This window comes from Streptomyces sp. TSRI0107, assembly GCF_001905845.1.
Lineage (GTDB): Bacteria > Actinomycetota > Actinomycetes > Streptomycetales > Streptomycetaceae > Streptomyces.
This window is the reverse complement of sequence record NZ_LIVZ01000012.1, coordinates 35970-61271: the sequence shown is the minus strand read 5'-3', so window position 1 is coordinate 61271 and position 25302 is coordinate 35970. Positions and strand designations below refer to the sequence as shown.

Below are 25302 nucleotides of genomic sequence, written 5' to 3'. Positions count from 1 at the left end.
GACGTCCCGGCCCCGGGCGCCCCGGCCCCGGAGTCCGCCGTTCGGGGCACACCGCGTCCGAAATCGCCCCCGGCGGGAAGTCTTGGGCAGCGGCCCGGCGTGGAACCCGTCGGGGGCGATCGCGCATTCCGAGGGAGCGAGCTCCGATGAACGCTGACGACACGCCCGGCGAGCCCCCGCGCTGCCTGGTGACCGGTGCCACGGGTTACATCGGCGGCCGGCTGGTGCCGGAGCTGCTGGCGGCCGGGTACCGGGTGCGCTGTGTGGCCCGTACGCCCGGCAAGCTGCGCGACCATCCCTGGGCGGCCGACGTGGAGATCGTGCGCGGGGACGTCACGGACGACGCCTCGATGGCCGCCGCCCTGCGCGAGGTGGACGTGGCGTACTACCTGGTGCACGCGCTGGGCTCGGGCAAGCGCTTCGAGGAGACCGACCGGCGGGCGGCGCACGTCTTCGCCCGGCAGGCCCGCGCCGCGGGTGTGCGGCGCCTGGTCTACCTGGGCGGACTCACCCCGGCGGGCGTGCCCGAACGGGAGCTGTCGCCGCACCTGCGGTCACGGGCGGAGGTGGGCCGCATCCTGCTGGGGTCCGGCGTCCCCACGACCGTGCTGCGCGCGGCGGTGATCCTCGGCTCCGGCTCGGCCTCCTTCGAGATGCTGCGGTATCTGACCGAACGGCTGCCGGTGATGGTCACGCCGAGCTGGGTGCGCACCCGGATCCAGCCGATCGCCGTCCGGGACGTCCTGCGGGCCCTCGTCGGCAGCGCGGACATGCCCGCGGAGGTGAACCGGGCGTTCGACATCGGCGGCCCGGAGGTGCTGACGTACCGGGACATGATGCTGCGGTACGCGCGGGTGGCCGGTCTGCCGCGCCGGCTGGTCGTGCCCGTCCCGGTGCTCAGCCCCGGGCTGTCGAGTCAGTGGGTGGGCCTGGTGACGCCGGTGCCCGCGTCCCTGGCCCGGCCGCTCGCCGAGTCGCTGCGCCACGAGGTGGTCTGCCGCGAGCACGACATCGCCGCGTACGTCCCGGATCCGCCGGGCCATCCGCTCGGCTTCGACGAGGCGGTGCGGCTGGCGCTGCAACGGGTGAAGGACGCCCAGGTCACCACCCGCTGGTCCAGCGCCTCCGTCCCCGGCGCCCCCAGCGATCCGCTGCCCACCGACCCGGGCTGGGCGGGGGGCAGCCTGTACACGGACGAGCGGGAGATCACGGTGAACGCGTCGCCGCAGGCGCTGTGGCGGGTCATCGAGGGGATCGGCGGGGAGAACGGCTGGTACTCCTTCCCGCTCGCCTGGGCGGTGCGCGGCCGGCTGGACCGGCTGTTCGGCGGGGTCGGCCTGCGGCGCGGACGCCGGGACGCGCAGCGGCTGCGGGCCGGTGACTCGCTGGACTTCTGGCGGGTCGAGGAGATCGAACGCGGCCGGCTGCTGCGGCTGCGGGCGGAGATGCGGCTGCCGGGTCTGGCGTGGCTGGAGATGTACGCCGAGCAGAACGGTGACGGACGGACCCGGTACCGGCAGCGCGCCCTGTTCCACCCGCACGGTCTGCTCGGCCAGGCCTACTGGTGGGGTGTGTCCCCGTTCCACGCCCTGGTGTTCGGCGGCATGGCCCGCAACATCGCCCGCGCGGCGGCGCGGACCCCGGCGCCGGTGCCGCCGCCCTCGGGAGCCACGCCGTGAACGCGGACGTCTCGGTCGTCCTGTTCACCTGCGATCTGCGGCTGCACGACCATCCGCCGCTGCGGGCCGCCCTGGACGGCGCCCGCCGGGTGGTGCCGCTGTTCGTGCGCGACCACGCGGTGACCGCCGCCGGGTTCGACGTGCCGAACCGGCGGGCGTTCCTCGCCGACTGCCTGGCCGATCTGGACGCGGGCCTGCGCCGGCGCGGCGGGCGGCTCGTCGTCCGGTCGGGCGACGTGGTGCGGGAGGTGTGCCGGGTGGCCGCCGAGGCGGACGCCGCCGAGGTGCGTGTGGCAGCCGACGTCAGCGCCTTCGCCCACCGCCGCGAGGAGCGGCTGCGCCGGGCCCTGGAGGCGGACGGACGTCGGCTGCATGTGCACGACGCGGTGAGCTGGGCGGTCGCACCCGGCGCGGTGACGCCGTCCGGCTCCGATCACTTCGCGGTGTTCACCCCGTACTTCCGGCGCTGGTCGGAGCATCGGCTGCGCGATCCGCTCGCCGCGCCCCGGGCGGTACGGGTGCCCGACGAGGTCGGCTCGGAAGGCGTCCCCGCCCGCGACGAGGTCGCCGGACGGTCGCCCGGCCTGGCCGTCGGCGGGGAACAGGAGGGCCGGCGGCGGCTCACGGCATGGCTGCGCTCCGGGCTCGCCGAATACGCCGACCGGCACGACGACCTGGCCGGTGACGCCACCTCCCGGCTGTCCCCGCATCTGCACTTCGGCACCCTCTCCCCCGTCGAGCTGGTGCACCGGGCGCGCCGCGCGGGCGGTCCGGGCGCCGAGGCGTTCGTACGGCAGCTCGCCTGGCGCGACTTCCACCGCCAGGTGCTGGCGGCCCGGCCGGACGCGGCCGGCGCCGACTACCGTACGCGGCACGACCGCTGGCGTTCCGCAGGTGCCGCGCACGACGACATCGAGGCGTGGCGGGAGGGCCGTACCGGCTACCCGGTGATCGACGCGGCGATGCGCCAGCTGCGCCACGAGGGCTGGATGCACAACCGGGGGCGCCTGCTGACGGCGAGTTTCCTGACCAAGACGCTGTACGTCGACTGGCGGGTCGGCGCCCGCCACTTCCTGGACCTGCTGGTGGACGGCGATGTGGCCAACAACCAGCTGAACTGGCAGTGGGTGGCCGGAACCGGCACCGACACCCGCCCGAACCGGGTCCTCAACCCGGTCGCCCAGGGCAGGCGGCACGACCCCGACGGCGACTACGTCCGCCGCTGGGTGCCGGAACTGCGGGACGTGGCAGGGGCCGCGGTGCACGAGCCGTGGAATCTCGGGCGCGAGCGGGCCGCGCTCGGCTACCCGGACCCGGTCGTCGCCCTCGCGGACGGGCTGGCCCGCTTCCGGCGGGCCCGGGGGCGCGACTGACGGTCCGCCCCGTGGTGTCCGAGCGCCACGACAATGGCGTCATGACCACCACACCGCATCCGCTCGTCGCCCGTGCCCACCGGCTCGCGCGGGACCTCCTCGCCCCGCAGGCCGAACGCGTGGACCAGGAGGGCGTGCCCGCGAGTCATCTGGCCGCGGTCCGGGAGTCCGGGCTGCTCGGGGTGAGCGCGCCGGAGGAGTACGGCGGCGCGGGCGCCCCGGACGCGGTCGCCCGGGAGATCCAGGAGATCCTGGCCGGGGCGTGCGGCTCGACGTGGTTCGTGCAGACGCAGCACCACACGCCGGTCCGGCTCCTCGCCCGCACCGAACTTCCCGTGCGGGAGCGGCTGCTGCGCCCGCTGGCGACCGGTGAACTGCTGGCGGGCATCGCGTACGCCCATGTGCGGGCCTTTCCCCGGGTCCCGGTGCGGGCGACGGCCGAGCGGGGCGGCTGGCGGTTCGACGGCAGGGTGCCCTGGTACACCGGCTGGGGACTGAACGACGTGATGCTGCTGGCGGGTGTGACGGAGACGGCCGAGGTGGTGTTCGCGTTCACCGGCGCACGGGAGCAGCCGGGGCTGCGCGCCTCGCCGCCGATGCGGCTCGCGGCGCTGACCGCCGCCCGGACGGTGTCCCTGGACCTGGACGGACTGCGGGTGCCCGGCGAGTCGGTCGTGCTGCACACGCCTCGGGAGCGGTTCGCCGCGACGGACATCCCGCGCAGCGCGAACACCTCCCCGGCCGTCTTCGGGGTGGCGTACGCGGCCCTGCGGTTGCTGGACGACGCGGGCGGCGCCCGGGAGACGGCGGACGCGCTGCGCGCCCGGCTCGACGAGGTGCGCCGACGGGCGTACGCCCTCGCCGACCATCCGGTGCCGCACGAGCACGTCGAGGAACGGCTGGCGCTGCGGACCCGGGCGTACGACCTGCTGCGGGCTGCCACGACCGCCGCGGTGGTGGCCGGGGGCGGCCGGGCCATGAGCCTGGACAGCCCGGCCCAGCGGCTGGCCCGCGAGGGGATGTTCCTGCTGGTCCAGGGGCAGACGGCGCCGGTGCGCGAGGCACACTTGGCGGCGCTACACATAAAGACGAAATAAGCGCATTATGAACTTACACCGCGCTTATGGCATACCACACCAGACGCGGTCAGGCCTGCCAGTCAAAGGAGACGAGTCATGGCCAACGTTTCCCCCACCCGAGGTGACATGACCGGCCACCCCGATGTGCACGAGATGCGGGATCGGTACGCCCGCATGCTCGGCGGTCGCGATGTGGCGCTCGTGGACGGGCCGGTGTTCCTGCTCGGCCTGTACTGCGCCGTATCCCCCTGGATACTCCACTACTCGACCAGCCAGCCCTCCCTGATGCCGCACAACCTGATCATCGGGCTCGCGATCTGCGTACTGGGCCTCGGCTTCACCCGGGCCCCCGAACGCATGTACGGCCTGAGCTGGGCGTGCTGCGCGCTGGGCGTGTGGATGATCATCTCGCCGTGGATCGTGGGCAGCAGCCCGGACGCGGGTGTCGTGTGGAACAACATCATCATCGGCGCGCTGGCCCTGATCCTGGGCATGGTCTGCGCCGGTACGGCGATGAAGAGCGCCCCCAGGCCGTGAACCGCCGCCGGAGGAGGCGGCGCGAGGAGCGGTGAGGCCGGTCGTTCGGACCGGCCTCACCACCGTTTTCGCCCCTTCACCCGCTTTGCCCCCGGAGTGGTCCGCGACCTGGCGGGCACCCGCACTCCAGCGGGCGACCCTTCACAAGACCCCGGCAATCGAAGGACTCGAAGGAGCGGACATGGAGATATCGGGCATCATCAGTGCCCTCGTCATCGGCATCGTCATCGGCGTGCTGGGCCGGCTCGTCGTGCCCGGCCGGCAGCGGATCGGGATCCTGTGGACCATCCTGGTCGGCATCGTGGCCGCGCTGATCGGCTCGGCGCTCGCCGCCGCGCTGGGCGTGGGTGACACCGACGGCGTCGACTGGGTGGAATGGCTCATCCAGATCGCCCTGGCCGCGCTGGGTGTGGCCGCCCTCGACCGGTCGAAGGTGGGGCGCTGACGGGCCCCGACGGGCGCTGACGCGGGCCGGCCGCGCGTAGGCTGGCAAGATCACGTCACGTTCGCGTCGCGGAGGAGACTCGTACACCATGGCCGTGAAGGACACCGAACTGCCGTATCTGCGGCGCTGTGTGGAGCTGGCGGAGGCGGCGCTGGAGGCCGGGGACGAGCCCTTCGGGTCGGTGCTGGTCGGCGCGGACGGCACGGTGCTCGCCGAGGACCACAACCGGGTGGCGTCCGGCGACCGCACCCGGCATCCGGAGTTCGAACTGGCCCGCTGGTCGGCGGCCAGGCTGTCGCCCGAGGAGCGGGCGGCGGCGACGGTGTACACCTCCGGCGAACACTGCCCGATGTGCGCGGCCGCGCACGCCTGGGTGGGTCTGGGACGGATCGTGTACGTGGCCTCCTCCGCACAGCTGACCGAGTGGCTGGCGGAGCTGGGGGTGCCCGGGGCGCCGGTGCGGGCGCTGCCCGTTCAGGAGGTGGCGCCCGGGGTGACAGTCGACGGCCCGGTGCCCGAACTGGCGGACGCGGTACGGCGGTTGCATCACCGTTTCCACGGCCGCTGATCCTCAGCCGAGGCGGTCGAGCAGCGCGTCCAGCCCGCCCGGCGGCGCGAGGACGCGGCGGCACCACATGACCCTGAGGCCCTGGGCATCCCTTGACGCAAGGGAACCACTGGCGCAGAGTCGCACATATACGCCGTAAACGTACGGCTTCGACGTACAGCGACTGGGACCGTCCCGACGCGGCGATTCCCTTGCTGCCGGTCGACCCCACGACCGGGCGGGGGCGCCGCACCCAGCGCATGCGGCGCCCCCGCCCGCGGCTCCGCCCGGCACGTCCGTCCGGCGTCCACGCAGGAGCGGTGGAACGGAGGAAGGCCCTGCCCGGCGGCTGCCGGCGGGGCCTTCCGTCGGTGGGGGTGCGGTCAGCGGGCGTTTCCCGGCCTGGCCCTGCGGTAGAGCGCGGCGCCGCCGAGGACGAGGGCCGTCGCGCCGACGGCCGCGGGCAGCATCGCATCGCTGCCCGTCACGGCGAGGGCAGGCGTCGTGGGCTGCTCCGGCGCGTGCGGGGCGGGCCTGGGGACGGGGGTGGTCTCGCCCGTGGGCGGCGACTCGGGCTCGGGGCGCGGCTCGGTGGGCTCTTCGGGAGTGACGGGCGGCTTCGGCTTGCCGGGCGCCTCCGGCTCCTCGCCCGGGGTGTTCACGGACTCGTTGCCGGTGACCGGGTTGCCGACGCCGACCACGTTCACGGAGTTGCCGCTGACGTTGACCGGCAGATCGACGGGGAGCTGCACTCCGTTGCCGGAGATCACCCCGGGCGAGTCCGTCGCGGCGCCTTCCGCGTGCGCCCCGCCGCCGGAGACGCTGGAGGCCTCCTCCGAGGTGCCGCCGCCCTTGTTGGCGCAGCCGTTGCCGACGGCGGGGTTGAGGAGCCCCACCACGTTCACCGTGTTCCCGCACGCGTTGACCGGTACGTGCACCGGGAGCTGGATGGTGTTCCCGGAGATCACCCCGGGCGAGCCGGCCGCGCCGCCGTCGGCCTCGGAGTCGGCGTGCGCCGGCAACGTCAGTGCCATCGCGCCGGACGCGGCGGCGACGGCGAACACACCGTTACGGGTAGCCCGTCTCATGGGTCTCTGCCTTCCAGACATGGTCACGGGCCCTCGCCCGCACCGGATCAGCGGGTGCTCACCCGCAACGGATAAAACGCGGGCGACCCGTCCGGGTTATGGCTTGTCCCCCGTTCACCCCATCGAGTGGGTCCGCGGTCGAACTGGCGACAGGACGTCCGCGCCGGAAGTGAGAGCGGGCGAAGGGTACTCCCTCCCGGCCGCCCGCGCCCGCCCGGAGGCGGCCCTTCCGGCAGCCGCCTATCGTGAGCGAGGGTGCTGGTCACCGGTCCGCGGCCTGGCGCCCGTGGAGGCATCGATGCCGGCAAAGCCGTCGACGTGGCCCGCACTGCGGCGCCGCGCACTCATGGGGGCCGTCTCCGTGTCGTTGCTGTGCGCGGGTCTTCCGGCCGCGGCGGCGGACGACGGCCGGCCCGATCTGTCCCGCTTCTACGACCAGAAGGTCGCGTGGGGCCCGTGCGAGGGCCTGCAGATGCCGCAGGACCTGCAGTGCGGCAAGGTCACGGTCCCCCTCGACTACGCGCGGCCCGAGGCCAAAACCCTCGACCTGGCGCTGGCCCGCTACCGGGCCAGCGGCGACAGACGCGGCTCGGTGGTGCTGAACTTCGGCGGTCCCGGCGGCGCGGGCGTCACCGAACTGGCCCACAGCGGCAAGGAGTTCATGGACCTCACCGACACCTACGACGTGGTGAGCTTCGACCCGCGCGGCGTCGGCCGGTCCTCCCCCGTCAGCTGCGGCGGCTCGTACGCGACGGCCGGCGACGACACCGACGACGTACTGCGCGATCCCCGGGACATGCTGAGCCGGCTGAAGCGGGCGGCCGACGCCTGCGCGGAGCACTCGGGGCCGGTCCTGCCGCACATCGGCACCGTGAACGCCTCCCGCGACCTGGACGTCATCCGGCAGGCGCTGGGCGACAAGAAGCTCAACTACCTCGGCTTCTCCTACGGGACGCGGCTCGGCGCGGTGTACGCGGCACAGTTCCCGGACCGGGTGGGCCGGCTCGCCCTGGACGGCGTGGACACCCTCACGGCACCCCTCACCGAGCAGGGGATCGCGGGGGCCCGGGGCCAGCAGACGGCCCTGGAGGACTTCCTGGACTGGTGTGTCGAGGACATCGCCTGCCCGTTCGGGCAGGACGCGCGCACCGCGCGGGAGGAGGTGCTGCGGCTGGTCCGCTCGCTGGACCAGGATCCGCTGCCGACCGACTTCGGCTACGAGTTCACCGGCCAGGACCTGGTGGGCGCCATCGGACAGGCGCTCTACAGCCGGGAGTTGTGGCCCATGCTGGAGCGGGCGCTGGCCTCGCTGGTCGAGGACGGCGACACCCGCCGCATCGAGGCGTTCGTGACGGGCGGCTACTCGGTGCCGGGCGTCCCGGGTGTGCCGGGCGTCCCGGGTGTGCCAGGTGTACCGGGCATCCCGGGCATCCCGGGTGCCGGGGAGCGCCCGGACGCCGAACGCCCGCGGGAGACCGGACCGGAGACCGACGGGGGCCTGACCGACGAGGAGGACATCCCCCTCGACAACCTCGCCGCGGCGCTGATGGCGATCAACTGCGCGGACGATCCCGATCGCCCCACGGCCGACCAGGTCACCCGTGACCTCGGCCGGCTGCGCGCCGCGTACGAGCAGGCCTCGCCGGTCTTCGGCCGGTACCGGCTCACCGAGGTGCTGCTGTGCTACGGCCGCCCCCGGGGCACCGATTACATCCGCGACGAGGTGAAGGACGTCGACACCCCGAAGCTGCTGCTGGTGGGCACCCGGGGCGACCCGGCGACGCCGTACCGCTGGACCGTGGAGACCGCGGAACGGCTCGGCTCGTCGGCCGTCGTCCTCGACAACAGGGCCGACGGGCACACCGGGTACGGCTCGTCGAAGTGCGTGCACCGCAAGGTCGACGACTTCCTGCGGTACGGCTCGCTGCCCGCGAACGGGAGTTCGTGCGGCGCTGAGGAGCGGCAATGAGCGTTGAATCCTCCCCGAATGCCCGAGATGCCGATCGGTCCTATGGTGCTGTCATGGAGCACGCACTCAGTCCCACGACCCTCGCCGAGCTGCGCCGCCCGCGCCCCTACCCCGCGGTGTCCGTGCTGACCCCGACGCACCGCCGCGAGCCGGAGAAGACCCAGGATCCGGTCCGGCTGCGCAATGTCGTCGCCGAGGCGAAACGGCAGCTGGAGCACGATCCCGCCATCCCCCGCGACCGGCGCGTCGACGTCGAGGCCCAGCTGGACCAGGCGCTCGCCGAGGTCGATCTGACGCACGCCGAGGACGGCTTGGTGATCTTCGCCGCGCCGGGTGAGCACCAGGTGTGGTCGGTGGCACGGAGCGTGCCCGAGCGCGTGGTGCTCTCGGACACCTTCCTGACCCGCAACCTGGTCTCCGCGCAGGCCGCCGAGCGGCCCTTCTGGGTGCTGTCGGTCGCGGCGGACCGCGTCACGCTGTGGAGCGGCGGCGCGGACCGGGTCGTCGAGGAACGTTCGGGCGGCTTCCCGCTGCTGCGCGCCAACCCCAACTTCGACCCCGAGCGGCAGGAACGCCTCGGCGACATGCCGAGCACCTACCGCGACGAGGGCACCCGGCACTTCCTGCGGGAGGCGGACCGGGCGATGGGCGCGGTGCTGCGCGGCAGCCCCCGCCCGCTGTACGTGACCGGCGAGCCCGCGGCGCTGTCCCTGCTCACCGATGTCGGAGAGGCCACCAAGGCCGCGACGCAGGTCCCGCGCGCGGGCCTGGCGCACGCCGGCCCGAACGAGGTCTGGCTGGCAGTGCGGCCGCTGATCGAGGCCGAGGAGGCGCGCGGCGTGGACAGCGTGGCCGACGAGCTCGAAACGGCGCGCGGGCACAAGGAGTTCGTGGCCGGTGTCGACGAGGTGTGGCAGAACGCCATGCAGGCCCGCGTCCGGCTGCTCGCCGTCGAGGAGAACTACCGGGTGACCGTGCGCGACGACGGCGCCCATCTGGTGCCGGCCGACAGCGGCGACCTCGACGCCCGCGAGGACATCGTCGACGAGATCGTGGAGAGGTGCCTGGACACCGGTGCCGAGGTGCGTTTCGTCCCCGACGGCACGCTGGGCGAGGCGGGCGGCATCGCCGGGGTGCTGCGCTACTGACGGCTGCGCCGCTGACCGGGCCCGCGGCCCGACCGTACGCTACGCCGGGAGAGTCGGCGACAAGGGAGTACGGGCGTGGGTGACCTGCTGGGCGTGGCGGTGCTGGGCGCGGGACACATGGGGGCCGATCACGTACGGCGGCTCGACCGGGTGGTGAGCGGCGCCAGGGTCGCCGCGGTGGCGGACCCCGACTCCGACCGTGCGAAGGAGGCGGTGGCCGGGCTGGACGGGGCCACGGCGCACACCGAGACCGAGGCGGCGCTCGACGCGCCCGGGGTGGACGCCGTACTGATCGCCTCGCCGGGCCCGGCGCACGAGGAGGCGCTGCGCGCGGCGTTCGCCCGCGGGCTGCCGGTGCTGTGCGAGAAGCCGACGGTGCCGGAGTCCGAGGGGGCGCTCCGGGTGGTCGAGGCGGAGGCGCGGCTCCGGCGGCGGCTGGCGCAGATCGGGTTCATGCGGCGCTACGACGCCGAGTACCGGCGGCTCAAGTCGGTGCTGGACGGCGGACGGCTGGGGCGGCCGCTGATGCTGCACTGCGTGCACCGCAACGTCTCCTCCCCGCCGGACTTCACCAGCGCGATGCTGGTCGACAGCTCGGTGTCGCACGAGATCGACGCGGCCCGCTGGCTGCTGGGGCAGGAGCTGACGGCCGTGACCGTGCTGCGGCCGCGCGCCTCGGACCTCGCCCCGCGGGGGCTGCAGGACCCGCAGTTCGTGCTGTTCGAGACGGACGCGGGCGCCCTGGTGGACGTGGAGGTGTTCGTCAACTGCGGCTTCGGCTACCAGGTCCGCTGCGAGGCGGTCTGCGAGGCGGGCAGCGCGCGGATCGGCGAGGAGCACACCATGGTCGTCACCTCCGGCGGGGAGGCGCGCGAGGAGGTGCCGCAGGACTATCTCGTGCGGTTCGCGGACGCCTACGACCGCGAGGTGCAGGCATGGGTCGACGCGACCCGGCGGGGGCGGGTCACGGGGCCGAGCGCCTGGGACGGGTACATGGCGTCCGTGGTCGCCGAGGCGGGCGTGCGGTCGCTGGCGGGCGGCGGCCGGGTGACCGTGGAGCCGGCCTCGCGTCCGGCGCTGTACGACGACTGCGGGGGCTGACTCACACCTCGTCGAACAGGCTGCTCAGCCCGCGTTCGACGGCCGCGCCGACGTCCTCCCGGCCGGGTGCCACCACGGCGTGGGTGCGCAGCAGGAAGCGGCGCAGGGCGGCCGTGTCGAACTTCAGCAGCGCGAGCCCGAACGGCGAGTGGAACTCCACGACCGTGTCCTCCTCGCCGCACGGCCACAGCTGCACGTCGCCGCCGCCGGCGGGCCCGCGCAGCCCTTCCTCGAGCAGGGCGCGGGCGAAGGTCCAGGTGACCGGCTCGCCGTCGAGGGCCGCCTGGGGCGGGAAGTCGAAGTACACCGCGAACGGGTCGTCGGCCCGGTACCGGAGGACGGCGGGCACGGGCTTCTCCCGCTCCTCCTCGGTGATCAGACAGGCGCGAGCGGACTGCCGGAGGGTGAGGTCCATGCTCGGTCTCCTTGCGGTGGGCGACTGGTCCGGTGTGCCAGTACGAGCACGCACCGGCCCCGCACATTCTGTGAGCTGCGTCACCCCTGAGAACACCTACCGACGGGTAGACGACGGGAGCCCCGGAAGGGCCGCCGCACCCACTGGAACAAAGGCGCGTCGAACAGGAGAATGAGTGCGACACGACAGGCCCGACGGTCCGTCAACTCACGTATGGCTTCTACGACTTGCCCCACCGGCGACGTACGTTTCAGGTACGCCGCAACCACTCCGGGAAGACTGTGGCATATGCCAGAAGCACCACCGTATCGTGTGTTGCCGAATCCCTTACGGGGCGTCTCGGGCTGTGCAACAGTCATAGCGGTCCCACCGTCCCGCCCTGGCCGAACCGTCCCCTCATCGGAGTGCGTCATGCCGTCCCATCTCTCCGCGGACCGCCCAGCCGCCCAGCCACCAGGACGCGGTCAGGTCGACGCGCTCATCACGCAGACGCGGCGGCTCAAAGGGGACGTGGACGCCGTACGACGGGACGCGCAGGACGCACAGGACGACGGTACGGACCCGCACGGCCGCTGGCAGCGCGCGCTCTACGACCTCGCGCTGCACCAGCTCAACGACCTCGACGAACACCTGGCCCAGCTGCGGGACGGCCCGCCGGCCCCGCCGGTGCCGCCCGCCCCCCGCACGGCACCCCGGGCGCGCGAGGGCGGCTCGCTGCTCAGCCGCGTCGGCAGCGCCGAGTGGAACCTCCTGACCGACGAGGCCAGTTGGTCCGGCGAGCTGTACGAGATCCTGGGCCGGGACCGGTCCGCTCCCCCGCTCACCCTGGACGAACTGCCGTCCCTGGTGTTCGACGAGGACCGGCCCAGGCTGACCGCGATGGTCACGGACTGCCTCATCGACGCCAAGCGCATCGACGGCGAGTTCCGGATCGTCCGCCCGGACGGCGAGGTCCGCACCGTGCACATGATGGGCGAGCCCGTGCTCGACGCCGACGGCGGCACCGCCTCGATGTGGGCCGTGCTGCGCGACGTCAGCGCACTGCGCCGCAGCCAGCAGGCGGTGAGCGAGACCCGTGACTCGCTCCAGCGCCACCGGCACCACGCGCAGACCGAGCACCGGCTTGCGGTCGAGCTGCAGGAGGCCGTGCTGCCGCCGTGGCGCGGCACCCTGCGGCTCCCGCACCAGGGCCCGCAGACCCTGGACCTGGCGGGCCGCTACCTGCCCGCGACGGCGAGCCGACTGGTCGGCGGCGACTGGTACGACGCGCTGGAACTCTCCGACGGCGAGACCCTGTTGAGCGCCGGCGGCCTCACCGGACACGGCCCCGCGGTCACCTCGGGCATGGCGATGCTGCTCGGCGCGCTGCGCGGCATGGCGATGGCCGGGACCAGCCCGGGCCCGCTGCTGGCCGGACTCAACCAGCTGCTGGACGCCACCGTCCAGCCGGCCCTCGGCAGCGCCGTCTGCTGCCGCTACCGGCCGCGGACCCGCACGCTCGTGTGGGCGCAGGCAGGACACCCCGCCCCGCTGCTGTTCCGCGACGGGACGGGGCGCAGGCTGAACACACCGGACGGCGTCCTGCTCGGCGCCACCTCGGGTGCCGCCTACGGCGAGGCCGAGGTGACCCTGGAGGTGGGCGACGTACTCCTGCTGCACACCGACGGACTGGTGCCCGCCGGCAAGGGAGGACCGGCCGTCGGCGAGCGCCTCCTCGGCCTGGCCCCGCGGTTCGCGGCGGCGCGCGGCGCGCAGGACTGCGTGCGGACGGTCGTGGAGGAGTTCGGTGACACCGAGCGCGAGGACGACGCCTGTGTGCTCGTGGCCAGGGTGACCGCGTGAGCCGCGAACGCTCTGACTCCCCCTCTGCCTGACTCTGCCGATTCCCGGTGCTACGCCTGGGCGGTACTGCCGCCGCCCAGCTTCCTGGCCTGCTCCTTGGGCAGCGCCAGCTTGATCTCCTCCCGCAACTGGTGGATCTTCGGGTAGGTGGCGTACTCGGCGGTGAGCCGGTACATCTGGCGCAGCCGGTCCCAGGTGCGGCGCGAGGAGTTCTGCCCCATCGACACCAGGGCGAGGCGCGCGAACCGGTCCGCCTGTTCGGGATCGTCGGCGATGAAGCAGGCGGAGGCCATGGACAGGAAGTCGAAGATCTTCGACCGCTCCTGGGCGTCGATGCGCAGGGCCAGCGCCTTGTCGGCGTAGTGCTGGGCGTGCGCGGCCGCACCCGGCTCGAACTCGGCGAGCGTGCGGTACGCCAGGGCCTGCATGCCGTACAGGTCCGCCTCGTTGAACAGCTGCATCCAGCTGGGCGGCGGCACGTCGCTCTTGTCGGAGACGAAGAGGTCCTCCGCCTGGCCGAGGGTGCGGCGCATCGCCTGGCCCTTGCCCATGGACGCCTGTGCCCAGGCCTCGATGGTGTGGAACATCGCCCTGGTGCGGGGCAGTACCTGCTCGCCGGAGCCGGACTGGGCGAGCTTCATCAGGTCCAGCGCGTCGTCGGGCCGGCCCAGGTGCACCATCTGGCGGGCCGCCCGGGAGAGCGCCTCGCCGGCCCGGGGCCGGTCGCCGCCCTCTCTCGCGGCATGGGCGGCGATCACGAAGTACTTCTGGGCCGTGGGCTCCAGGCCGACGTCGTGCGACATCCAGCCCGCGAGGACGGCGAGGTTGGCCGCGACGCCCCACAGGCGCCGCTGGAGGTGAGGTGGATGGTGGTAGGCGAGGATCCCGCCGACTTCGTTCAACTGGCCCACGACCGCCTTGCGCTGGAGCCCGCCGCCGCGGGCCGCGTCCCAGGCGCGGAACACCTCGACCGAGCGTTCCAGCTCCTCGATCTCCTGCGACCCGATGGGGGCGGCCTCGTAACGGTCGAACCCGGCGGGGTCGGCGTGCAGGGGGTCGTCGAAGTGCGGAGCGTCGGCCGCCAGGGCCGGGTCGGTGTGCAGCCAGTCGTGCATGGCGCTGCTGAGTGCGGATCCCGCGGCGAGCGCGGCGCCCGCGCCCACCAAGCCGCGTCGGTTGAGCATGAGGTCCATTCCCGTGAATTCGGTGAGGACCGCGGCGGTCCGCTCGGGCGCCCACGGCACTCCGTCGGGATGTTCCACATTCCCGCCGCCCTGCCGTTTCCCCGCACGCCCGTGCCGGACCAGACCGAGATCCTCAGTGGTCACGACGCGGCCGAGACGCTCGGTGAACAGAGCCGCCAGCACCCGCGGCACGGGATCGCGCGGGATCTCTCCCATGTCGATCCACCGCCGCACCCGCGAGGTGTCGGTCGCCAGCTGGGGGTGGCCCATGGCCGCCGCCTGCCGGTTGACCAGCCTCGCGAGCTCGCCCTTGGACCAGCCGGCCAGGCCGAACAGGTCCGCCAGGCGGGTGTTGGGTTGTCCGCTCACGTAAGCCCCCAGGTTCTCGGCTGACTTGACAGTAGCCCGGTGCGAGTTGCCGGGCGACTATTCGCCAGGGTTCGCCAGGGTCCGCCAGATGGTGTGCCACTGGGCATCGGGTGTCAGGTAGGAACGCGCCACCCCGACCCGGTCGCCCTGTGATCGAACCGGTGCATTCCCCAGGGTGTACCCGGGCGACCGGGACGGGCGGCGCGCTGACCTCGCAGGCACAGGAAGGGATCTGTCTCGCCCATGTACGCAGCATCGTCCTCCGTGTCCGCTCCGCCCCGGCCGCTGCACCCCCGCCCGGGCGGCGGCGGCCCCTACCTCGCCCCGGCGCGCCCGGCCTCCCCCGTGCTCGGTGCGGGCACGGCGCGGCGCGCCGGGGGGATCGGCACCCAACCGCTCAGCGGGAGACTCGACTTGTCCGGCCCTCAGGGCACCCAGCTGCGCACGGCGATCGCGTCGGTGCACCGGATCTGTCCGGAGTTCGCGCCGGTGCAGGTGCTCCGCCGCAGCGGGCGGTCCGTGCTCCTGGTCGGGACGACCGGTCGCAGCACGGCCGTCGCCAAGTGTTTACTGGACCACTCGCCGGTGTGGGCCGAGCAGTTCCGGCACGAAATAGCTGCATACCGCTCGTTCGTCCGGCACCGCCCTCCGGTGCGGGTGCCGAGGCTGATCGCGGCGGATCCGGACAACTGCACCCTGGTGATCGAGCGGATGCCGGGGCGGGCGGCGGCACTGCAGCGGCACCCGGTCGAGGCGCCGCCGCGGGCGGACATCAGGGCGGCGCTCGGCGCGATCTGCCGGCTGAACGCCTGGCGGCCGCCGGCGGGCACCTTCGACGCGCCGCTGGACTACGCGGCCCGCATCAACCGGTACCACGAGCTGGGCCTGCTGACCGACCGTGACCTGGGCGATCTGCAGAAGCTGCTGCACGGCATCGCGATGGCGGCCGGGCGGCAGGGCATGGGCCAGTTCTGCCACGGGGACGCGCTGCTGTCGAACATCCTGGTCTCACCGGCCGGTCCGGTGCTGGTGGACTGGGAGCACGCGGGCTGGTACCTGCCGGGCTACGACCTGGCCACCCTGTGGTCGGTGCTCGGCGACGCCCCGGCGGCGCGGCGGCAGATCAGCCAGATCGCGCAGTCCGCGGGACCGGCCTCGCGCGACGCCTTCCTGGTGAATCTGATGCTGGTGCTCACCCGGGAGATCCGTACCTACGAGACGGCCGTGCAGCGTTCGATGCAGGACACGACCCCGGCGGCACCGGGCATGGCCCACCCGGGTGCTGCGCCGTCCGGCGAGGAGCAGCGGCTGCTTCTGCGGCGGCTGCACGACGACTGCCACATGGCCCGCCGGGCCGTGCGCGCGGCGGTCGGCACTCGCTGACGGGGATGGCGGTCCGCGGCGCGCCGACGACGGCGGCGCGCCGCGGACCTTCCATGTCTCCCCACTTCGCTCCCCACTTTTCTCTCTCCTCTCTTCCCCTCATTGGTGTACGCCACTGACGCCCCGCAGGCCCCGCCCCCGCCGCCACGAAACTCCGGGAACCCCGCGCTGACGTGGGAAATCGCAGCCCGTCCCGCATGATTGACGGATCGTCGGAGAGCCGGTACCACTGTCACGCCCGGCCCCGCACGGCTCATCGCACCCGATCCGTCCCTGGAGGCTGCCTTGCCCGTCACCGATTCCAGTAGAGCCGCCGGGCCGAGACGCGGACGGCGTGTCGCCGGTGCCGTGGCCGGCGCGGCGCTGTTGCTGCCGCTGCTGGGTGCCGCCCCGCCCGAAGCGGCTGCCCCGGCCGATCTGCAGCAGGCGTTCGCGGCGGCAGCCGCCGAGTACGACGTGCCGCAGAGCGTGCTGCTCGGCGTCTCCTATCTCCAGTCCCGCTGGGACACCCATGCGGGCGCGCCGAGTGTGACCGGCGGCTACGGCCCGATGCACCTCACCGACGCCCGCACGGCCCTGGCGGCGGCGCCCCCGCATCACAGCGAGGGCACGGAGGACCCGCGCGGCGACGACTCCCGCGCACCGCTGATCCCGACGGCGCAGGCGCCGGAGTCCGCGCAGCTCCCGGCCCGTCTCACGACGCTGCCGAAGGCGGCCGCGCTGACCGGCCTGGCGCCCGAGCGGCTGCGCACCGACCCGGCCGCCAACATCGCGGGCGGCGCGGCGCTGCTCGCCGCCGCGCAGCGGGAGCTGGGCGCCCCGGCGAGCGACGACCCGGCGGACTGGTACGGCGCGGTGGCCCGCTTCTCGGGCGCGGACGACAGCGCGACGGCCGCCGCGTACGCGAACGACGTGTACGACGTGCTGCGGACCGGCGGCGAGCGGTTCACGGACTCCGGACAGCGGGTCGCCCTGGCCGCGCAGCCGGACCTCGTCCCGGACACCGGCCGGCTGCGGCAGGCGGGGTTGCGGACCGTCGACGCCGAGGGCACCGAGTGCCCGACGACGGTGTCCTGCGAGTGGATCCCGGCGCCGTACGAGGAGTTCGGGGGCAACGACTACGGCAACCACGACCTCGCCGACCGGCCCCGTTCGCAGGACATCGACTACATCGTCGTCCATGACACGGAGGGCCGCTGGGAGGGCGTCCTGGAGATGGTGCAGGACCCGACCTATGTGTCCTGGCACTACAGCCTGCGCTCCACCGACGGTCACATCGCCCAGCACGTGAAGGCGAAGGACGTGGCCTGGCACGCGGGCAACTGGTTCGTCAACGCGAAGTCGATCGGCCTGGAGCATGAAGGTTTCCTCGCCTCGCCGGACGCCTGGTACACGGAGGCGATGTACCGCTCGTCGGCGCGGCTGGTGAAGTACCTGGCGAAGAAGTACGACATCCCGCTGGACCGGCAGCACATCCTGGGCCACGACACCGTGCCGGGCCCGACCACGTCGACCGTGCCGGGCATGCACACCGACCCGGGCCCGTACTGGGACTGGCGGCACTACTTCACCCTGCTCGGCCGCCCCTTCGAGCCGGCGGCGGGCCCGGGCTCCGGGGTCGTGACCATCCGCCCGGACTACGCCGGGAACCGTCCGGAGTTCACCGGCTGCACCGCCCCGGGCGAGCCGTGCCCGGTGCACGGCTCCAGCGCGGTCCGGCTGTACTCCGGTCCCGGTGAGGACTACCCGCTGGTCAAGGACATCGGCACGCATCCGGGCAGCGGCGACTCGACGACCGGCGTCAACGATCTCGGCTCACGTGTCTCCACCGGTCAGCAGTACGCGGTGGCGGGCCGTGACGGCGACTGGACGGCGATCTGGTACCTCGGTCAGAAGGCGTGGTTCAAGAACCCGAAGAAGAGCCCGGCCGCCGTCCCGGCCAAGGGGGTCGTCGTGACTCCGAAGAAGGGTCTGACCAGCATCCCGGTGTACGGCCGCGCCTACCCCGAGGCCGCCGCCTACCCGGCGGGCGTGCCCGCGCAGCCGGTGTCGCCGCTGCCGTACCGGCTGCCGGAGGGACAGAAGTACGTCGCCGGGGACCGGCTGCCCGGCCAGTACTACTACGCGGTCACCTTCGACACCGCCTCGCACCGGGTCGTGACCGGTGAGGATCTCTACTACGAGATCCAGTACGGGCACCGGGTGGCGTTCGTCCGCGCGGCCGACGTCGATGTGGTGCCGTCGGCCGGTTAGGACCGCGGGGGGCCTCAGCCCTGCTGGAACAGTTCCGCCGGGAGCGGCTTCAGCAGGGCGTACAGGTCGTCGGTGATGGGGCGGTCCCAGGCCGCGATGGTGACCAGGACGTTGTCGCTGCGGTCGAACTGGACGCAGGAGATCCGGCTCTCGGAGAGCTTGATGCGGCGCACGATCAGCAGGTTGTCGCCCTGCATCACCGGCACGTCCTCGGTGCCGACGACGGTCACCTCCTCGTCGTTCTCCAGCGCCAGCAGCAGCTGGGCCACCTCGAAGGGGACCTGGCCCTCGGCGACCTCGCGGGCCGGGGAGCCCTCGGGGAGGTTGCCGATGATCATCGCGGGGCCGCGGCCGCCGAACAGGTCGTAACGGAGGAAGACGCCCTGGCAGCTGCCGTCGGGGGCGGGCAGCAGGCCCGCGCCCAGGTTGCCGGGCCAGTCGCCCGGGTCCATGGCCAGTACGTCGAAGTCGGGCCCGGCGGGAGTGGCGCTGCGGCGGCGGAGGAACGACATGTCGCCATGGTACGTGTCCCGGGGGCGTCGGCGCCGGGCGGGAGGCGTCGTGCGAGCCCTACGCCGTCCCGCGGTGCCGTTCGTGGTGGCGGGCGACGCGGGCGCGGTTGCCGCAGGACGGTTTGCACCACTCCTGGCGGGGATGCTCCTTGAGGAAGTACCGCACGCAGCGGGGCGCGTGGCAGGCCCGCAGCCGGTGCCGCTCGGGGCTTGCGAGGAAGGCGATCGCGGCCTGTGCGAGGACGGCGGTCAGCGGCCCCGCGCCGTCCGTGGCCCGCCGTCCGGCGACGGGCTCGGCGCCCTCCGGCCAGTCCAGCCGGGGCACGGTGGGCATGCGGGCGGCCGCGGCGTTGAGGCGGGCCAGGGCTTCCGGCACCGGCAGCAGACGGGCCGCGTCGGCGGGGCTCGGCTCGGCGGGCCGTACCGCGCGGGCGAAGAGGGCGCGGACGGCGGCCCGCAGCTCACGGACGGCGGTGAGGGCGGCGGCGTCGGCGGTGAACCCGGCGGGGTCCGGGACGGTCGCGGGGTGCGCGTGGACCCAGGCGGTGAGTCCGGCGGGCTCGGTCAGGTCGTCGGCGACCCCGCCGTCGCCGTCGTGGCGGATGGTGAGGGCGAGGTCGAGGGCGAGCCGGGCTTCCGGGCTGATCGGGTCCTGCGTGGGCATGCGCTAATGATACGAGCGCACGTTTCCATTAGGTTCACCGCGTTCACCGCTCCGGCGGCGCGGGTGGGACCACCGCGACGGGGCTCGCCGCGTGCAGCAGGACTGCGTGCGTGACCGAGCCGATCATCCGGGCCGGGGCGAGGAGGCGGCGGCGGTGGCGGCCCACCACGGTCAGCTCGGCACCCCGGGCGGCGTCGACGAGCCGGCCGGCCGCGTCTCCCGGGGCGACCGACGGTTCCGCCCGGACCTCGGGGTGACGTGCGCGGTGCGGTTCCATGAGGCCTTCCGCGAGGACGCGGACCTCGTGTTCGACGGCGTTCTGGTCGATCCCGGGGGGCGCCAGCCCGCCCGGCGCCTCCGCCCACAGATGCACCGGCCACGGATAGGCGGCGACCACCTGGAGGCGGGCGCCGCGCGCGGCGGCCTCGGCGAAGGCGAAGCCGAGCACGGCGTCGTCGGCGCTGTCCACGTCGAGGCCGACGACCACCCGCGGTCCGGGCGGAGCCGCCGGGCCTCCTTCCCCCTCCCGTCCGGGGCGGGGCACCACGACGACCGGGCAGTCGGCGTCGCGTGCGGTGGACAGTCCGGTGGAGCCCAGCAGCAGGCTGGCGAAGCCGCCCCGACCGCGCGAGCCGAGCACCAACAGCTGGGCCTCGGAGCCCAGTTCGGGCAGCGCCGCGCCGGGCGCGCCCTCCGTGGCCACGTACTCCACGTCGGCGGAGACGGCGCGTTCGGTGACGTGGAGGCGTGCCTGGCCGAGCACCGGGTCCTCCGCGGCGAGCGGGGGCACCGGCACCGGGACGCCGGCCGGTGCCCAGGCCGCGTACTGCCGCACATGGACCACGCGCAGCGGCGCCCGGCGCCTGCGGGCGGCGTCGAGGGCCCAGTCCAGGGCGCGCAGGCTGTCGTCGGAACCGTCGAACGCCGCGATGACCGGCAGGGTACTCATGGGGTCCTCACCTCCGGAATGCGATGCACCGCTTCCCGGGCCCAGCCTGACTCAGGCGGTGGCCGCGGGACGCCGTACGCCATCGCGTGTCCGGAAAAACGGGCGGTAACCCCCCGGATCGGCTGCCGGGCCCGCCGCGCGCCGCCCCGTCAGGTCAGGTCGAACTCCCCTTCTCGGGCCCCCGACACGAACGCTCCCCACTCCGCGGGCGTGAAGATCAGGGACGGGCTCTCCGGGCGGTCGCTGTTGCGCATGGCGACGAACCCCTCGACAAAGGCGATCTGTACATCCCCCAGTCCTCGGCTGCTGGACTGCCACTGGGCCCGGCTCAGGTCCAGCTCAGGCTTGTCCCAGCCGGTGAGCGGCTTCTGCTGGGTGGTGCTCTCGGCCACGTCCGTGCTCCTCCCGATTCGTCGTCCGCGGCCAGCCTAGCGACCGGTTCCCATGGCCGACAGGCCACGTGTGGGGGACCTTTCAGGAGTCGGGTGGCCGGTCTCCGACGAGCCACATGCCGAAGAACTGCGAGCCGCCGCCGTAGGCGTGGCCGAGGACCCGGCGGGCGCCGTCCACCCGGTGCTCGCCGGCCTGGCCGCGCACCTGGAGCGCGGCCTCGGCGAACCGGATCATGCCGGAGGCGCCGATGGGGTTGGCGGACAGCACTCCGCCGGACATGTCGACGGGCAGGTCGCCGTCGAGTTCGGTCACCCCGGACTCGGTGAGCTTCCAGCCCTCGCCCTCGGCGGCGCAGCCCAGGTTCTCCAGCCACATCGGCTCGTACCAGGAGAACGGCACGTACATCTCGACGGCGTCGATCTCCCGCCGCGGGTCGGTGATCCCGGCCTGCCGGTAGACGTCGGCGGCGCGGTCCCGGCCGGCGCGCGGGGAGACGAAGTCCTTGCCCGCGAAGAGGGTCGGTTCGCTGCGCATGGCCCCGCCGTGCATCCAGGCGGGCGGGCGCGGCGCGCGGGCGGCTCCGGCGCGGTCGGTGAGGACCATCGCGCAGGCGCCGTCGGAGGAGGGGCAGGTCTCGGAGTAGCGGACGGGGTCCCAGAGCATGGGCGAGGCCTGCACCTTGGCCAGGGTGATGTCGTGCTCGTGGAGGTGTGCGTACGGGTTCCGCAGGGCGTTGCGGCGGTCCTTGCAGGCCACGAGCGAGCCGATGGTGTCGGGCGCGCCGCTGCGCCGCATGCAGGCGCGGACGTGGGGGGCGAAGAGGCCGCCGGCACCGGCCGGCAGGGGCTGCTGGAAGGGGATCGGCAGGGACAGGCCCCACATGGCGTTGGACTCGGACTGCTTTTCGAAGGCGAGGGTGAGGACCGTGCGGTGGACGCGGGAGGCGACGAGGCTCGCCGCGACCAGGGCGGTGGAGCCGCCGACGGAGCCGGCGGTGTGCACGCGCAGGAGGGGTTTGCCGACGGCGCCGAGCGCGTCGGCGGGGTAGAGCTCCGGCATCATGACGCCCTCGAAGAAGTCCGGCGCCTTGCCGATGACGACGGCGTCCACGTCCGCCCAGTCCGACTCGGCGTCGGCGAGGGCGCGCCGTGCGGCCTCGCGGACCAGTCCGGCGATCGAGACGTCCGGGCGGGCCGCCACATGCCTGGTCTGGCCGATCCCGACGACGGCCACCGGTTCCTTGCTCATCGTGGATCCCCTTCGAGTACGGCGACCAGGTTCTGCTGCAGGCAGGGGCCGGAGGTGGCGTGGGCGAGGGCGCGGTCGGAGGCGCCGCGGTGGATCCGGGCGGCCGCCTCCCCGACACGGATCAGCCCGGCGGCCATCATGGGGTGGGCGGCGAGGGCGCCGCCGGAGGGGTTCACGCACACGGTGTCGTCGATCCGCAGCGCCTTGCGCAGGACGAACTCCTGGGCGGTGAACGGCGCGTGCAGTTCGGCGGTGTCGACGGGCCGTTCGAAGGCACCGGCGCGTTCGGCGGCCAGGCGGGTGGACGGCGAGTCGGTGAGGTCGCGCACGCCGAGGGAGTGGGCCTCGACGCGGTGGTCGACGCCGGTGATCCAGGCGGGCCGCTCGCACAGCTCGCGGGCCCTGTCCCCGGCGGCGAGGATCACGGCGGCGGCGCCGTCCCCGATCGGCGGGCAGTCACCGGTGCGCAGGGGCCGTACGACGTAGTCGCCGTGCGGGACGGGACCGCTCAGCTGGGCGTGGGGGTTGGCGCGGGCGTCGGCCCGGCTGCGGGCGGCGACCGCGGCGAGGGCGGGTTCGTCGGTGTCGCCCGCGTGTCGCCGGTGTGCCCGACGCGCGCTGGGGCAGCCGGGTGGCGGCGGTGGTGCAGCTGCGCGAGGGCGCGCCGGGGCTGACCCTGGAGGACGTGCAGGCCCACTGCCGGTCCCGGCTCGCCGGGTACAAGATCCCCCGTCTGCCGGTGCTCACGGACGCCGTCCGCCGCTCGCCGAGCGGCAAGGCGGACTACCGGTGGGCGCGGGCGGCGGCGGCATCGGGGGCGGAGAGGAACGCGTCGACCCGGTCCGTGAACCACTCCGGGTCGTCCAGCCACGGATAGTGCCCGGCGCCCGGCTGCACCACGCACTCCGCGTGCGGGAAGACGGCGCCGGCGCGGTGGGCGAGGGCGGGGCGGGGGCCGCCGTCGAGTTCGCCGGCGAGGACGAGCACGGGCGCGGTCAGCCGGGCGAGGGCGGCGCGGGTCGCGGGCGGGTCGTAGGCGCCCTCCGAGTGGTACCGGTCGGCGGCCTCCTCGTTGGTCTCCGTCTCGTCGCGGGCGGCGTGCGCGGCGGCCGCCGCGTCCCAGCGGCCGTAGAAGAACGGCAGGACGGCGGGGTCGTGGTCGCGCTCGCCCGCCAGCCAGCCGGCGAACGCGGGGAACGCCTCCGGGAACCAGGGCTCGTCCGCGCGCAGGCGGGCCGCCGCGAGTCGGTCCTCGGGGGTCGCGGGCATGCCGAGGGCCCAGGGCGTGGCGGTGATCAGGGCGAGCCGCGCCACCCGTTCGGGGTGGCGGGCGGCGTACAGCATGGCCAGGCTGCCGCCGGCCGAGTGCCCGAGCAGATCGACGCGGTCGGCTCCCAGTTCGCGCCGCAGTGCCTCGACGTCGTCGACCAGCCGGTCGCAGCGGTACGACGCCGGGGCGGCGGGCGCCTCGGACGCCCCGGTCCCCCGCAGGTCGAGCAGGACCAGCCGCCGGCGGCGGTCGAGACCGCCCAGGTCGCCGAGGTAGGCGGAGGCGCGCATGGGACCGCCGGGGAGGACGACGAGGGGGGCGCCTTCGCCGCGCAGGTGGTAGGCGAGGCGGGTGCCGTCGGGGGCGCTGAAGGTCGGCATGACGCCGATCATGGAACGGGCCGGTCACGGGCCGCAAGGGAATTGGCGGAGGTCCAGAAAGTGCGGGCCGACCCCTTGCGGTCGTCCCGGCGGAGCTGGATTACTGATCTCCGAGGAATCGACCGAATGATCGGTCGCCCGGATTGATGCGGTTGGCGAGGGAGTAGTCCGCATGGCGGAAGCGACGGAGTGGCTGGACGCGGGGGAACGGCTCGACCCGGAGGCGCTACGGGCGCTCCAGCTCGAACGGCTGCGCGCCTCGCTGCGGCACGCGTACGCCAACGTGCCGTTCTACCGGCAGGCCTTCGACAAGGCCGGGGTGCACCCCGACGACTGCCGCTCGCTCGCCGACCTGGCCCGCTTCCCCTTCACCACCAAGGCGGACCTGCGGGAGAACTATCCGTACGGCATGTTCGCCGTGCCGCAGGACCGCGTCCGGCGCATCCACGCGTCGAGCGGGACCACCGGACGGCCCACCGTCGTCGGATACACCGAGCACGACCTGTCGATGTGGTCCGACATGGTGGCGCGGTCCCTGCGCGCGGCGGGCGCCAGACCCGGCGACCGCGTCCATGTGGCCTACGGGTACGGGCTGTTCACCGGCGGGCTCGGCGCCCACTACGGCGCCGAACGGCTCGGCTGTACGGTCATCCCCGCGTCCGGCGGGATGACCGCCCGTCAGGTGCAGCTGATCCAGGACCTCGGGCCCGGCGTGATCATGGTGACCCCGTCGTACATGCTCACGCTGCTGGACGAGTTCGAACGGCAGGGCGTCGACGCGCGCGCCACCTCGCTGCGCGTCGGTGTGTTCGGTGCCGAGCCGTGGACCGAGCGGATGCGCCGGGAGATCGAGGAGCGGTTCGCGATCGACGCGGTCGACATATACGGCCTGTCGGAGGTGGTCGGGCCGGGAGTCGCCCAGGAGTGCGTGGAGACCAAGGACGGCCTGCACATCTGGGAGGACCACTTCTACCCGGAGGTCGTGGACCCGGTCACCGGCGAGGTGCTGCCGGAGGGCGCGGAGGGGGAACTGGTCTTCACCTCGCTCACCAAGGAGGCGATGCCGGTCGTGCGTTACCGCACGCGGGATCTGACCACGCTGCTGCCGGGCACCGCCCGGGTGTTCCGGCGGATGCGGAAGGTCACCGGACGCAGCGACGACATGGTGATCCTGCGCGGGGTGAACCTCTTCCCCACCCAGATCGAGGAGATCGTGCTGCGCACCCCGGGCGTGGCCCCGCACTTCCAGCTGCGGCTCACCCGCGAGGGCCGCCTGGACGCCCTCGCGGTGCTGGCCGAGGCCCGGCCCGACGCGGGCCCCGAGGTGCGGGCGGCCGCCGCCCGGTCGATCGCGGCGGCCGTGAAGGACGGGATCGGGGTGTCGGTCACGGTGGAGATCGTCGACCCGGAGTCACTGGAGCGGTCGGTGGGGAAGATCCGCCGGATCGTGGACCTGCGTCCGCGCTGACGTGCT

At 73.9% G+C, this 25302-nt stretch carries 22 protein-coding genes and 2 pseudogenes; 14 read left to right on the top strand and 10 right to left on the bottom strand.

Features of this window, described 5'->3' with window-relative positions:
• The first annotated feature begins 146 nt into the window (after window positions 1-146).
• The 6 genes from AMK31_RS29470 to AMK31_RS29445 all read left to right on the top strand — a co-directional run bounded on the left by AMK31_RS29470 (window position 147) and on the right by AMK31_RS29445 (window position 5681).
• On the top strand, window positions 147-1679 hold the full coding sequence (locus AMK31_RS29470) for an SDR family oxidoreductase (RefSeq protein WP_073943733.1): 1533 nt from the start codon (window positions 147-149) through the stop codon (window positions 1677-1679).
• Window positions 1676-3052 carry a cryptochrome/photolyase family protein gene (locus tag AMK31_RS29465; protein ID WP_073943732.1) on the top strand — a complete coding sequence of 459 codons (1377 nt, stop codon included), beginning with the start codon at window positions 1676-1678 and terminating at the stop codon, window positions 3050-3052. Before AMK31_RS29470 ends, AMK31_RS29465 begins: the two co-directional genes overlap by 4 nt.
• Before the next feature lie 41 nt (window positions 3053-3093).
• Window positions 3094-4149, top strand: coding sequence for an acyl-CoA dehydrogenase family protein (locus tag AMK31_RS29460; protein WP_073943947.1), 1056 nt, complete (start codon window positions 3094-3096; stop codon window positions 4147-4149).
• A gap of 78 nt (window positions 4150-4227) precedes the next feature.
• Entirely contained in the window at window positions 4228-4668 is a 441-nt protein-coding gene (locus tag AMK31_RS29455; RefSeq protein WP_073943731.1) for an SPW repeat protein, read from the top strand.
• 181 nt (window positions 4669-4849) lie between these two features.
• Window positions 4850-5113 carry a GlsB/YeaQ/YmgE family stress response membrane protein gene (locus tag AMK31_RS29450; protein WP_073943730.1) on the top strand — a complete coding sequence of 88 codons (264 nt, stop codon included), beginning with the start codon at window positions 4850-4852 and terminating at the stop codon, window positions 5111-5113.
• An 88-nt stretch (window positions 5114-5201) separates the two neighbouring features.
• On the top strand, window positions 5202-5681 hold the full coding sequence (locus AMK31_RS29445) for a nucleoside deaminase (RefSeq protein WP_073943729.1): 480 nt from the start codon (window positions 5202-5204) through the stop codon (window positions 5679-5681).
• Window positions 5682-6043: 362 nt separating this feature from the next.
• Here the strand turns inward: AMK31_RS29445 and AMK31_RS29440 are convergent, their stop codons facing one another.
• Window positions 6044-6748, bottom strand: coding sequence for a chaplin (locus tag AMK31_RS29440; protein ID WP_107468762.1), 705 nt, complete (start codon window positions 6746-6748; stop codon window positions 6044-6046).
• A 298-nt stretch (window positions 6749-7046) separates the two neighbouring features.
• Between AMK31_RS29440 and AMK31_RS29435 the strand changes: the two genes are divergently transcribed.
• The 3 genes from AMK31_RS29435 to AMK31_RS29425 all read left to right on the top strand — a co-directional run bounded on the left by AMK31_RS29435 (window position 7047) and on the right by AMK31_RS29425 (window position 10966).
• The gene (locus tag AMK31_RS29435; RefSeq protein WP_073943727.1) at window positions 7047-8717 is read left to right on the top strand and encodes an alpha/beta hydrolase; all 1671 of its coding nucleotides are present in this window, start codon (window positions 7047-7049) and stop codon (window positions 8715-8717) included.
• A gap of 53 nt (window positions 8718-8770) precedes the next feature.
• Complete coding sequence (locus AMK31_RS29430) at window positions 8771-9865, top strand: baeRF3 domain-containing protein (RefSeq protein ID WP_073943726.1); 1095 nt, start codon at window positions 8771-8773, stop codon at window positions 9863-9865.
• 75 nt (window positions 9866-9940) lie between these two features.
• Entirely contained in the window at window positions 9941-10966 is a 1026-nt protein-coding gene (locus AMK31_RS29425) for a Gfo/Idh/MocA family protein (protein WP_073943725.1), read from the top strand.
• A 1-nt stretch (window position 10967) separates the two neighbouring features.
• On the opposite strand, the gene AMK31_RS29420 is transcribed toward AMK31_RS29425, so the two are convergent.
• Complete coding sequence (locus AMK31_RS29420; protein WP_073943724.1) at window positions 10968-11381, bottom strand: SsgA family sporulation/cell division regulator; 414 nt, start codon at window positions 11379-11381, stop codon at window positions 10968-10970.
• Between the two features lie 411 nt (window positions 11382-11792).
• Here AMK31_RS29420 and AMK31_RS29415 point away from each other — a divergent pair, with 411 nt between their 5' ends.
• Window positions 11793-13223: a PP2C family protein-serine/threonine phosphatase gene (locus AMK31_RS29415; protein WP_073943723.1), complete on the top strand. Its 1431-nt coding sequence runs from the start codon at window positions 11793-11795 to the stop codon at window positions 13221-13223.
• A gap of 50 nt (window positions 13224-13273) precedes the next feature.
• On the opposite strand, the gene AMK31_RS29410 is transcribed toward AMK31_RS29415, so the two are convergent.
• Window positions 13274-14776 carry a DNA-binding protein NsdB gene (locus AMK31_RS29410; protein ID WP_073943722.1) on the bottom strand — a complete coding sequence of 501 codons (1503 nt, stop codon included), beginning with the start codon at window positions 14774-14776 and terminating at the stop codon, window positions 13274-13276.
• A 243-nt stretch (window positions 14777-15019) separates the two neighbouring features.
• Between AMK31_RS29410 and AMK31_RS29405 the strand changes: the two genes are divergently transcribed.
• Window positions 15020-16159: an aminoglycoside phosphotransferase family protein gene (locus tag AMK31_RS29405; protein WP_073943721.1), complete on the top strand. Its 1140-nt coding sequence runs from the start codon at window positions 15020-15022 to the stop codon at window positions 16157-16159.
• A gap of 285 nt (window positions 16160-16444) precedes the next feature.
• A complete protein-coding gene (locus tag AMK31_RS29400; RefSeq protein ID WP_073943720.1) occupies window positions 16445-18412 on the top strand; it encodes an N-acetylmuramoyl-L-alanine amidase in 1968 nt (655 codons plus the stop codon).
• 14 nt (window positions 18413-18426) lie between these two features.
• On the opposite strand, the gene AMK31_RS29395 is transcribed toward AMK31_RS29400, so the two are convergent.
• From AMK31_RS29395 to AMK31_RS29370, 6 genes and pseudogenes are all read right to left on the bottom strand, one after another.
• Complete coding sequence (locus tag AMK31_RS29395; RefSeq protein WP_073943719.1) at window positions 18427-18924, bottom strand: hypothetical protein; 498 nt, start codon at window positions 18922-18924, stop codon at window positions 18427-18429.
• Window positions 18925-18982: 58 nt separating this feature from the next.
• Window positions 18983-19588 (bottom strand): CGNR zinc finger domain-containing protein, encoded by a 606-nt coding sequence (locus AMK31_RS29390; RefSeq protein ID WP_073943718.1) that lies wholly within the window; start codon window positions 19586-19588, stop codon window positions 18983-18985.
• 43 nt (window positions 19589-19631) lie between these two features.
• On the bottom strand, window positions 19632-20537 hold the full coding sequence (locus tag AMK31_RS29385) for a universal stress protein (RefSeq protein ID WP_073943717.1): 906 nt from the start codon (window positions 20535-20537) through the stop codon (window positions 19632-19634).
• Window positions 20538-20686: 149 nt separating this feature from the next.
• Entirely contained in the window at window positions 20687-20929 is a 243-nt protein-coding gene (locus tag AMK31_RS29380) for a DUF397 domain-containing protein (protein WP_073943716.1), read from the bottom strand.
• An 82-nt stretch (window positions 20930-21011) separates the two neighbouring features.
• On the bottom strand, window positions 21012-22178 hold the full coding sequence (locus AMK31_RS29375) for a thiolase domain-containing protein (protein WP_073943715.1): 1167 nt from the start codon (window positions 22176-22178) through the stop codon (window positions 21012-21014).
• Window positions 22175-22771: pseudogene (locus AMK31_RS29370) on the bottom strand (lipid-transfer protein); the annotation flags it as partial. The gene AMK31_RS29375 and the pseudogene AMK31_RS29370, both read right to left, overlap by 4 nt.
• Before the next feature lie 2 nt (window positions 22772-22773).
• On the opposite strand from AMK31_RS29370, the pseudogene AMK31_RS29365 reads away from it, so the two are divergent.
• Window positions 22774-23055, top strand: a pseudogene (locus tag AMK31_RS29365) (AMP-binding enzyme); the annotation flags it as partial.
• Here AMK31_RS29365 and AMK31_RS29360 read toward each other — a convergent pair.
• On the bottom strand, window positions 22962-23828 hold the full coding sequence (locus AMK31_RS29360; RefSeq protein WP_079186992.1) for an alpha/beta fold hydrolase: 867 nt from the start codon (window positions 23826-23828) through the stop codon (window positions 22962-22964). The pseudogene AMK31_RS29365 and the gene AMK31_RS29360 sit on opposite strands and share 94 nt — an antisense overlap.
• Before the next feature lie 172 nt (window positions 23829-24000).
• Between AMK31_RS29360 and paaK the strand changes: the two genes are divergently transcribed.
• On the top strand, window positions 24001-25296 hold the full coding sequence (paaK, locus tag AMK31_RS29355) for a phenylacetate--CoA ligase PaaK (protein WP_073943713.1): 1296 nt from the start codon (window positions 24001-24003) through the stop codon (window positions 25294-25296).
• Window positions 25297-25302: the final 6 nt, after the last annotated feature.

Coding starts and splice junctions, on each gene's coding strand:
- AMK31_RS29440 (WP_107468762.1), bottom strand. CDS start 6,748: ATGAGACGGGCTACCCGTAACGGTGTGTTCGCCGTCGCCGCCGCGTCC.
- AMK31_RS29360 (WP_079186992.1), bottom strand. CDS start 23,828: ATGCCGACCTTCAGCGCCCCCGACGGCACCCGCCTCGCCTACCACCTG.
- AMK31_RS29415 (WP_073943723.1), top strand. CDS start 11,793: ATGCCGTCCCATCTCTCCGCGGACCGCCCAGCCGCCCAGCCACCAGGA.
- AMK31_RS29430 (WP_073943726.1), top strand. CDS start 8,771: ATGGAGCACGCACTCAGTCCCACGACCCTCGCCGAGCTGCGCCGCCCG.
- AMK31_RS29450 (WP_073943730.1), top strand. CDS start 4,850: ATGGAGATATCGGGCATCATCAGTGCCCTCGTCATCGGCATCGTCATC.
- AMK31_RS29435 (WP_073943727.1), top strand. CDS start 7,047: ATGCCGGCAAAGCCGTCGACGTGGCCCGCACTGCGGCGCCGCGCACTC.
- AMK31_RS29470 (WP_073943733.1), top strand. CDS start 147: ATGAACGCTGACGACACGCCCGGCGAGCCCCCGCGCTGCCTGGTGACC.
- AMK31_RS29385 (WP_073943717.1), bottom strand. CDS start 20,537: ATGAGTACCCTGCCGGTCATCGCGGCGTTCGACGGTTCCGACGACAGC.
- AMK31_RS29445 (WP_073943729.1), top strand. CDS start 5,202: ATGGCCGTGAAGGACACCGAACTGCCGTATCTGCGGCGCTGTGTGGAG.
- AMK31_RS29405 (WP_073943721.1), top strand. CDS start 15,020: ATGTACGCAGCATCGTCCTCCGTGTCCGCTCCGCCCCGGCCGCTGCAC.
- paaK (WP_073943713.1), top strand. CDS start 24,001: ATGGCGGAAGCGACGGAGTGGCTGGACGCGGGGGAACGGCTCGACCCG.
- AMK31_RS29390 (WP_073943718.1), bottom strand. CDS start 19,588: ATGCCCACGCAGGACCCGATCAGCCCGGAAGCCCGGCTCGCCCTCGAC.
- AMK31_RS29395 (WP_073943719.1), bottom strand. CDS start 18,924: ATGTCGTTCCTCCGCCGCCGCAGCGCCACTCCCGCCGGGCCCGACTTC.
- AMK31_RS29375 (WP_073943715.1), bottom strand. CDS start 22,178: ATGAGCAAGGAACCGGTGGCCGTCGTCGGGATCGGCCAGACCAGGCAT.
- AMK31_RS29460 (WP_073943947.1), top strand. CDS start 3,094: ATGACCACCACACCGCATCCGCTCGTCGCCCGTGCCCACCGGCTCGCG.
- AMK31_RS29420 (WP_073943724.1), bottom strand. CDS start 11,381: ATGGACCTCACCCTCCGGCAGTCCGCTCGCGCCTGTCTGATCACCGAG.
- AMK31_RS29455 (WP_073943731.1), top strand. CDS start 4,228: ATGGCCAACGTTTCCCCCACCCGAGGTGACATGACCGGCCACCCCGAT.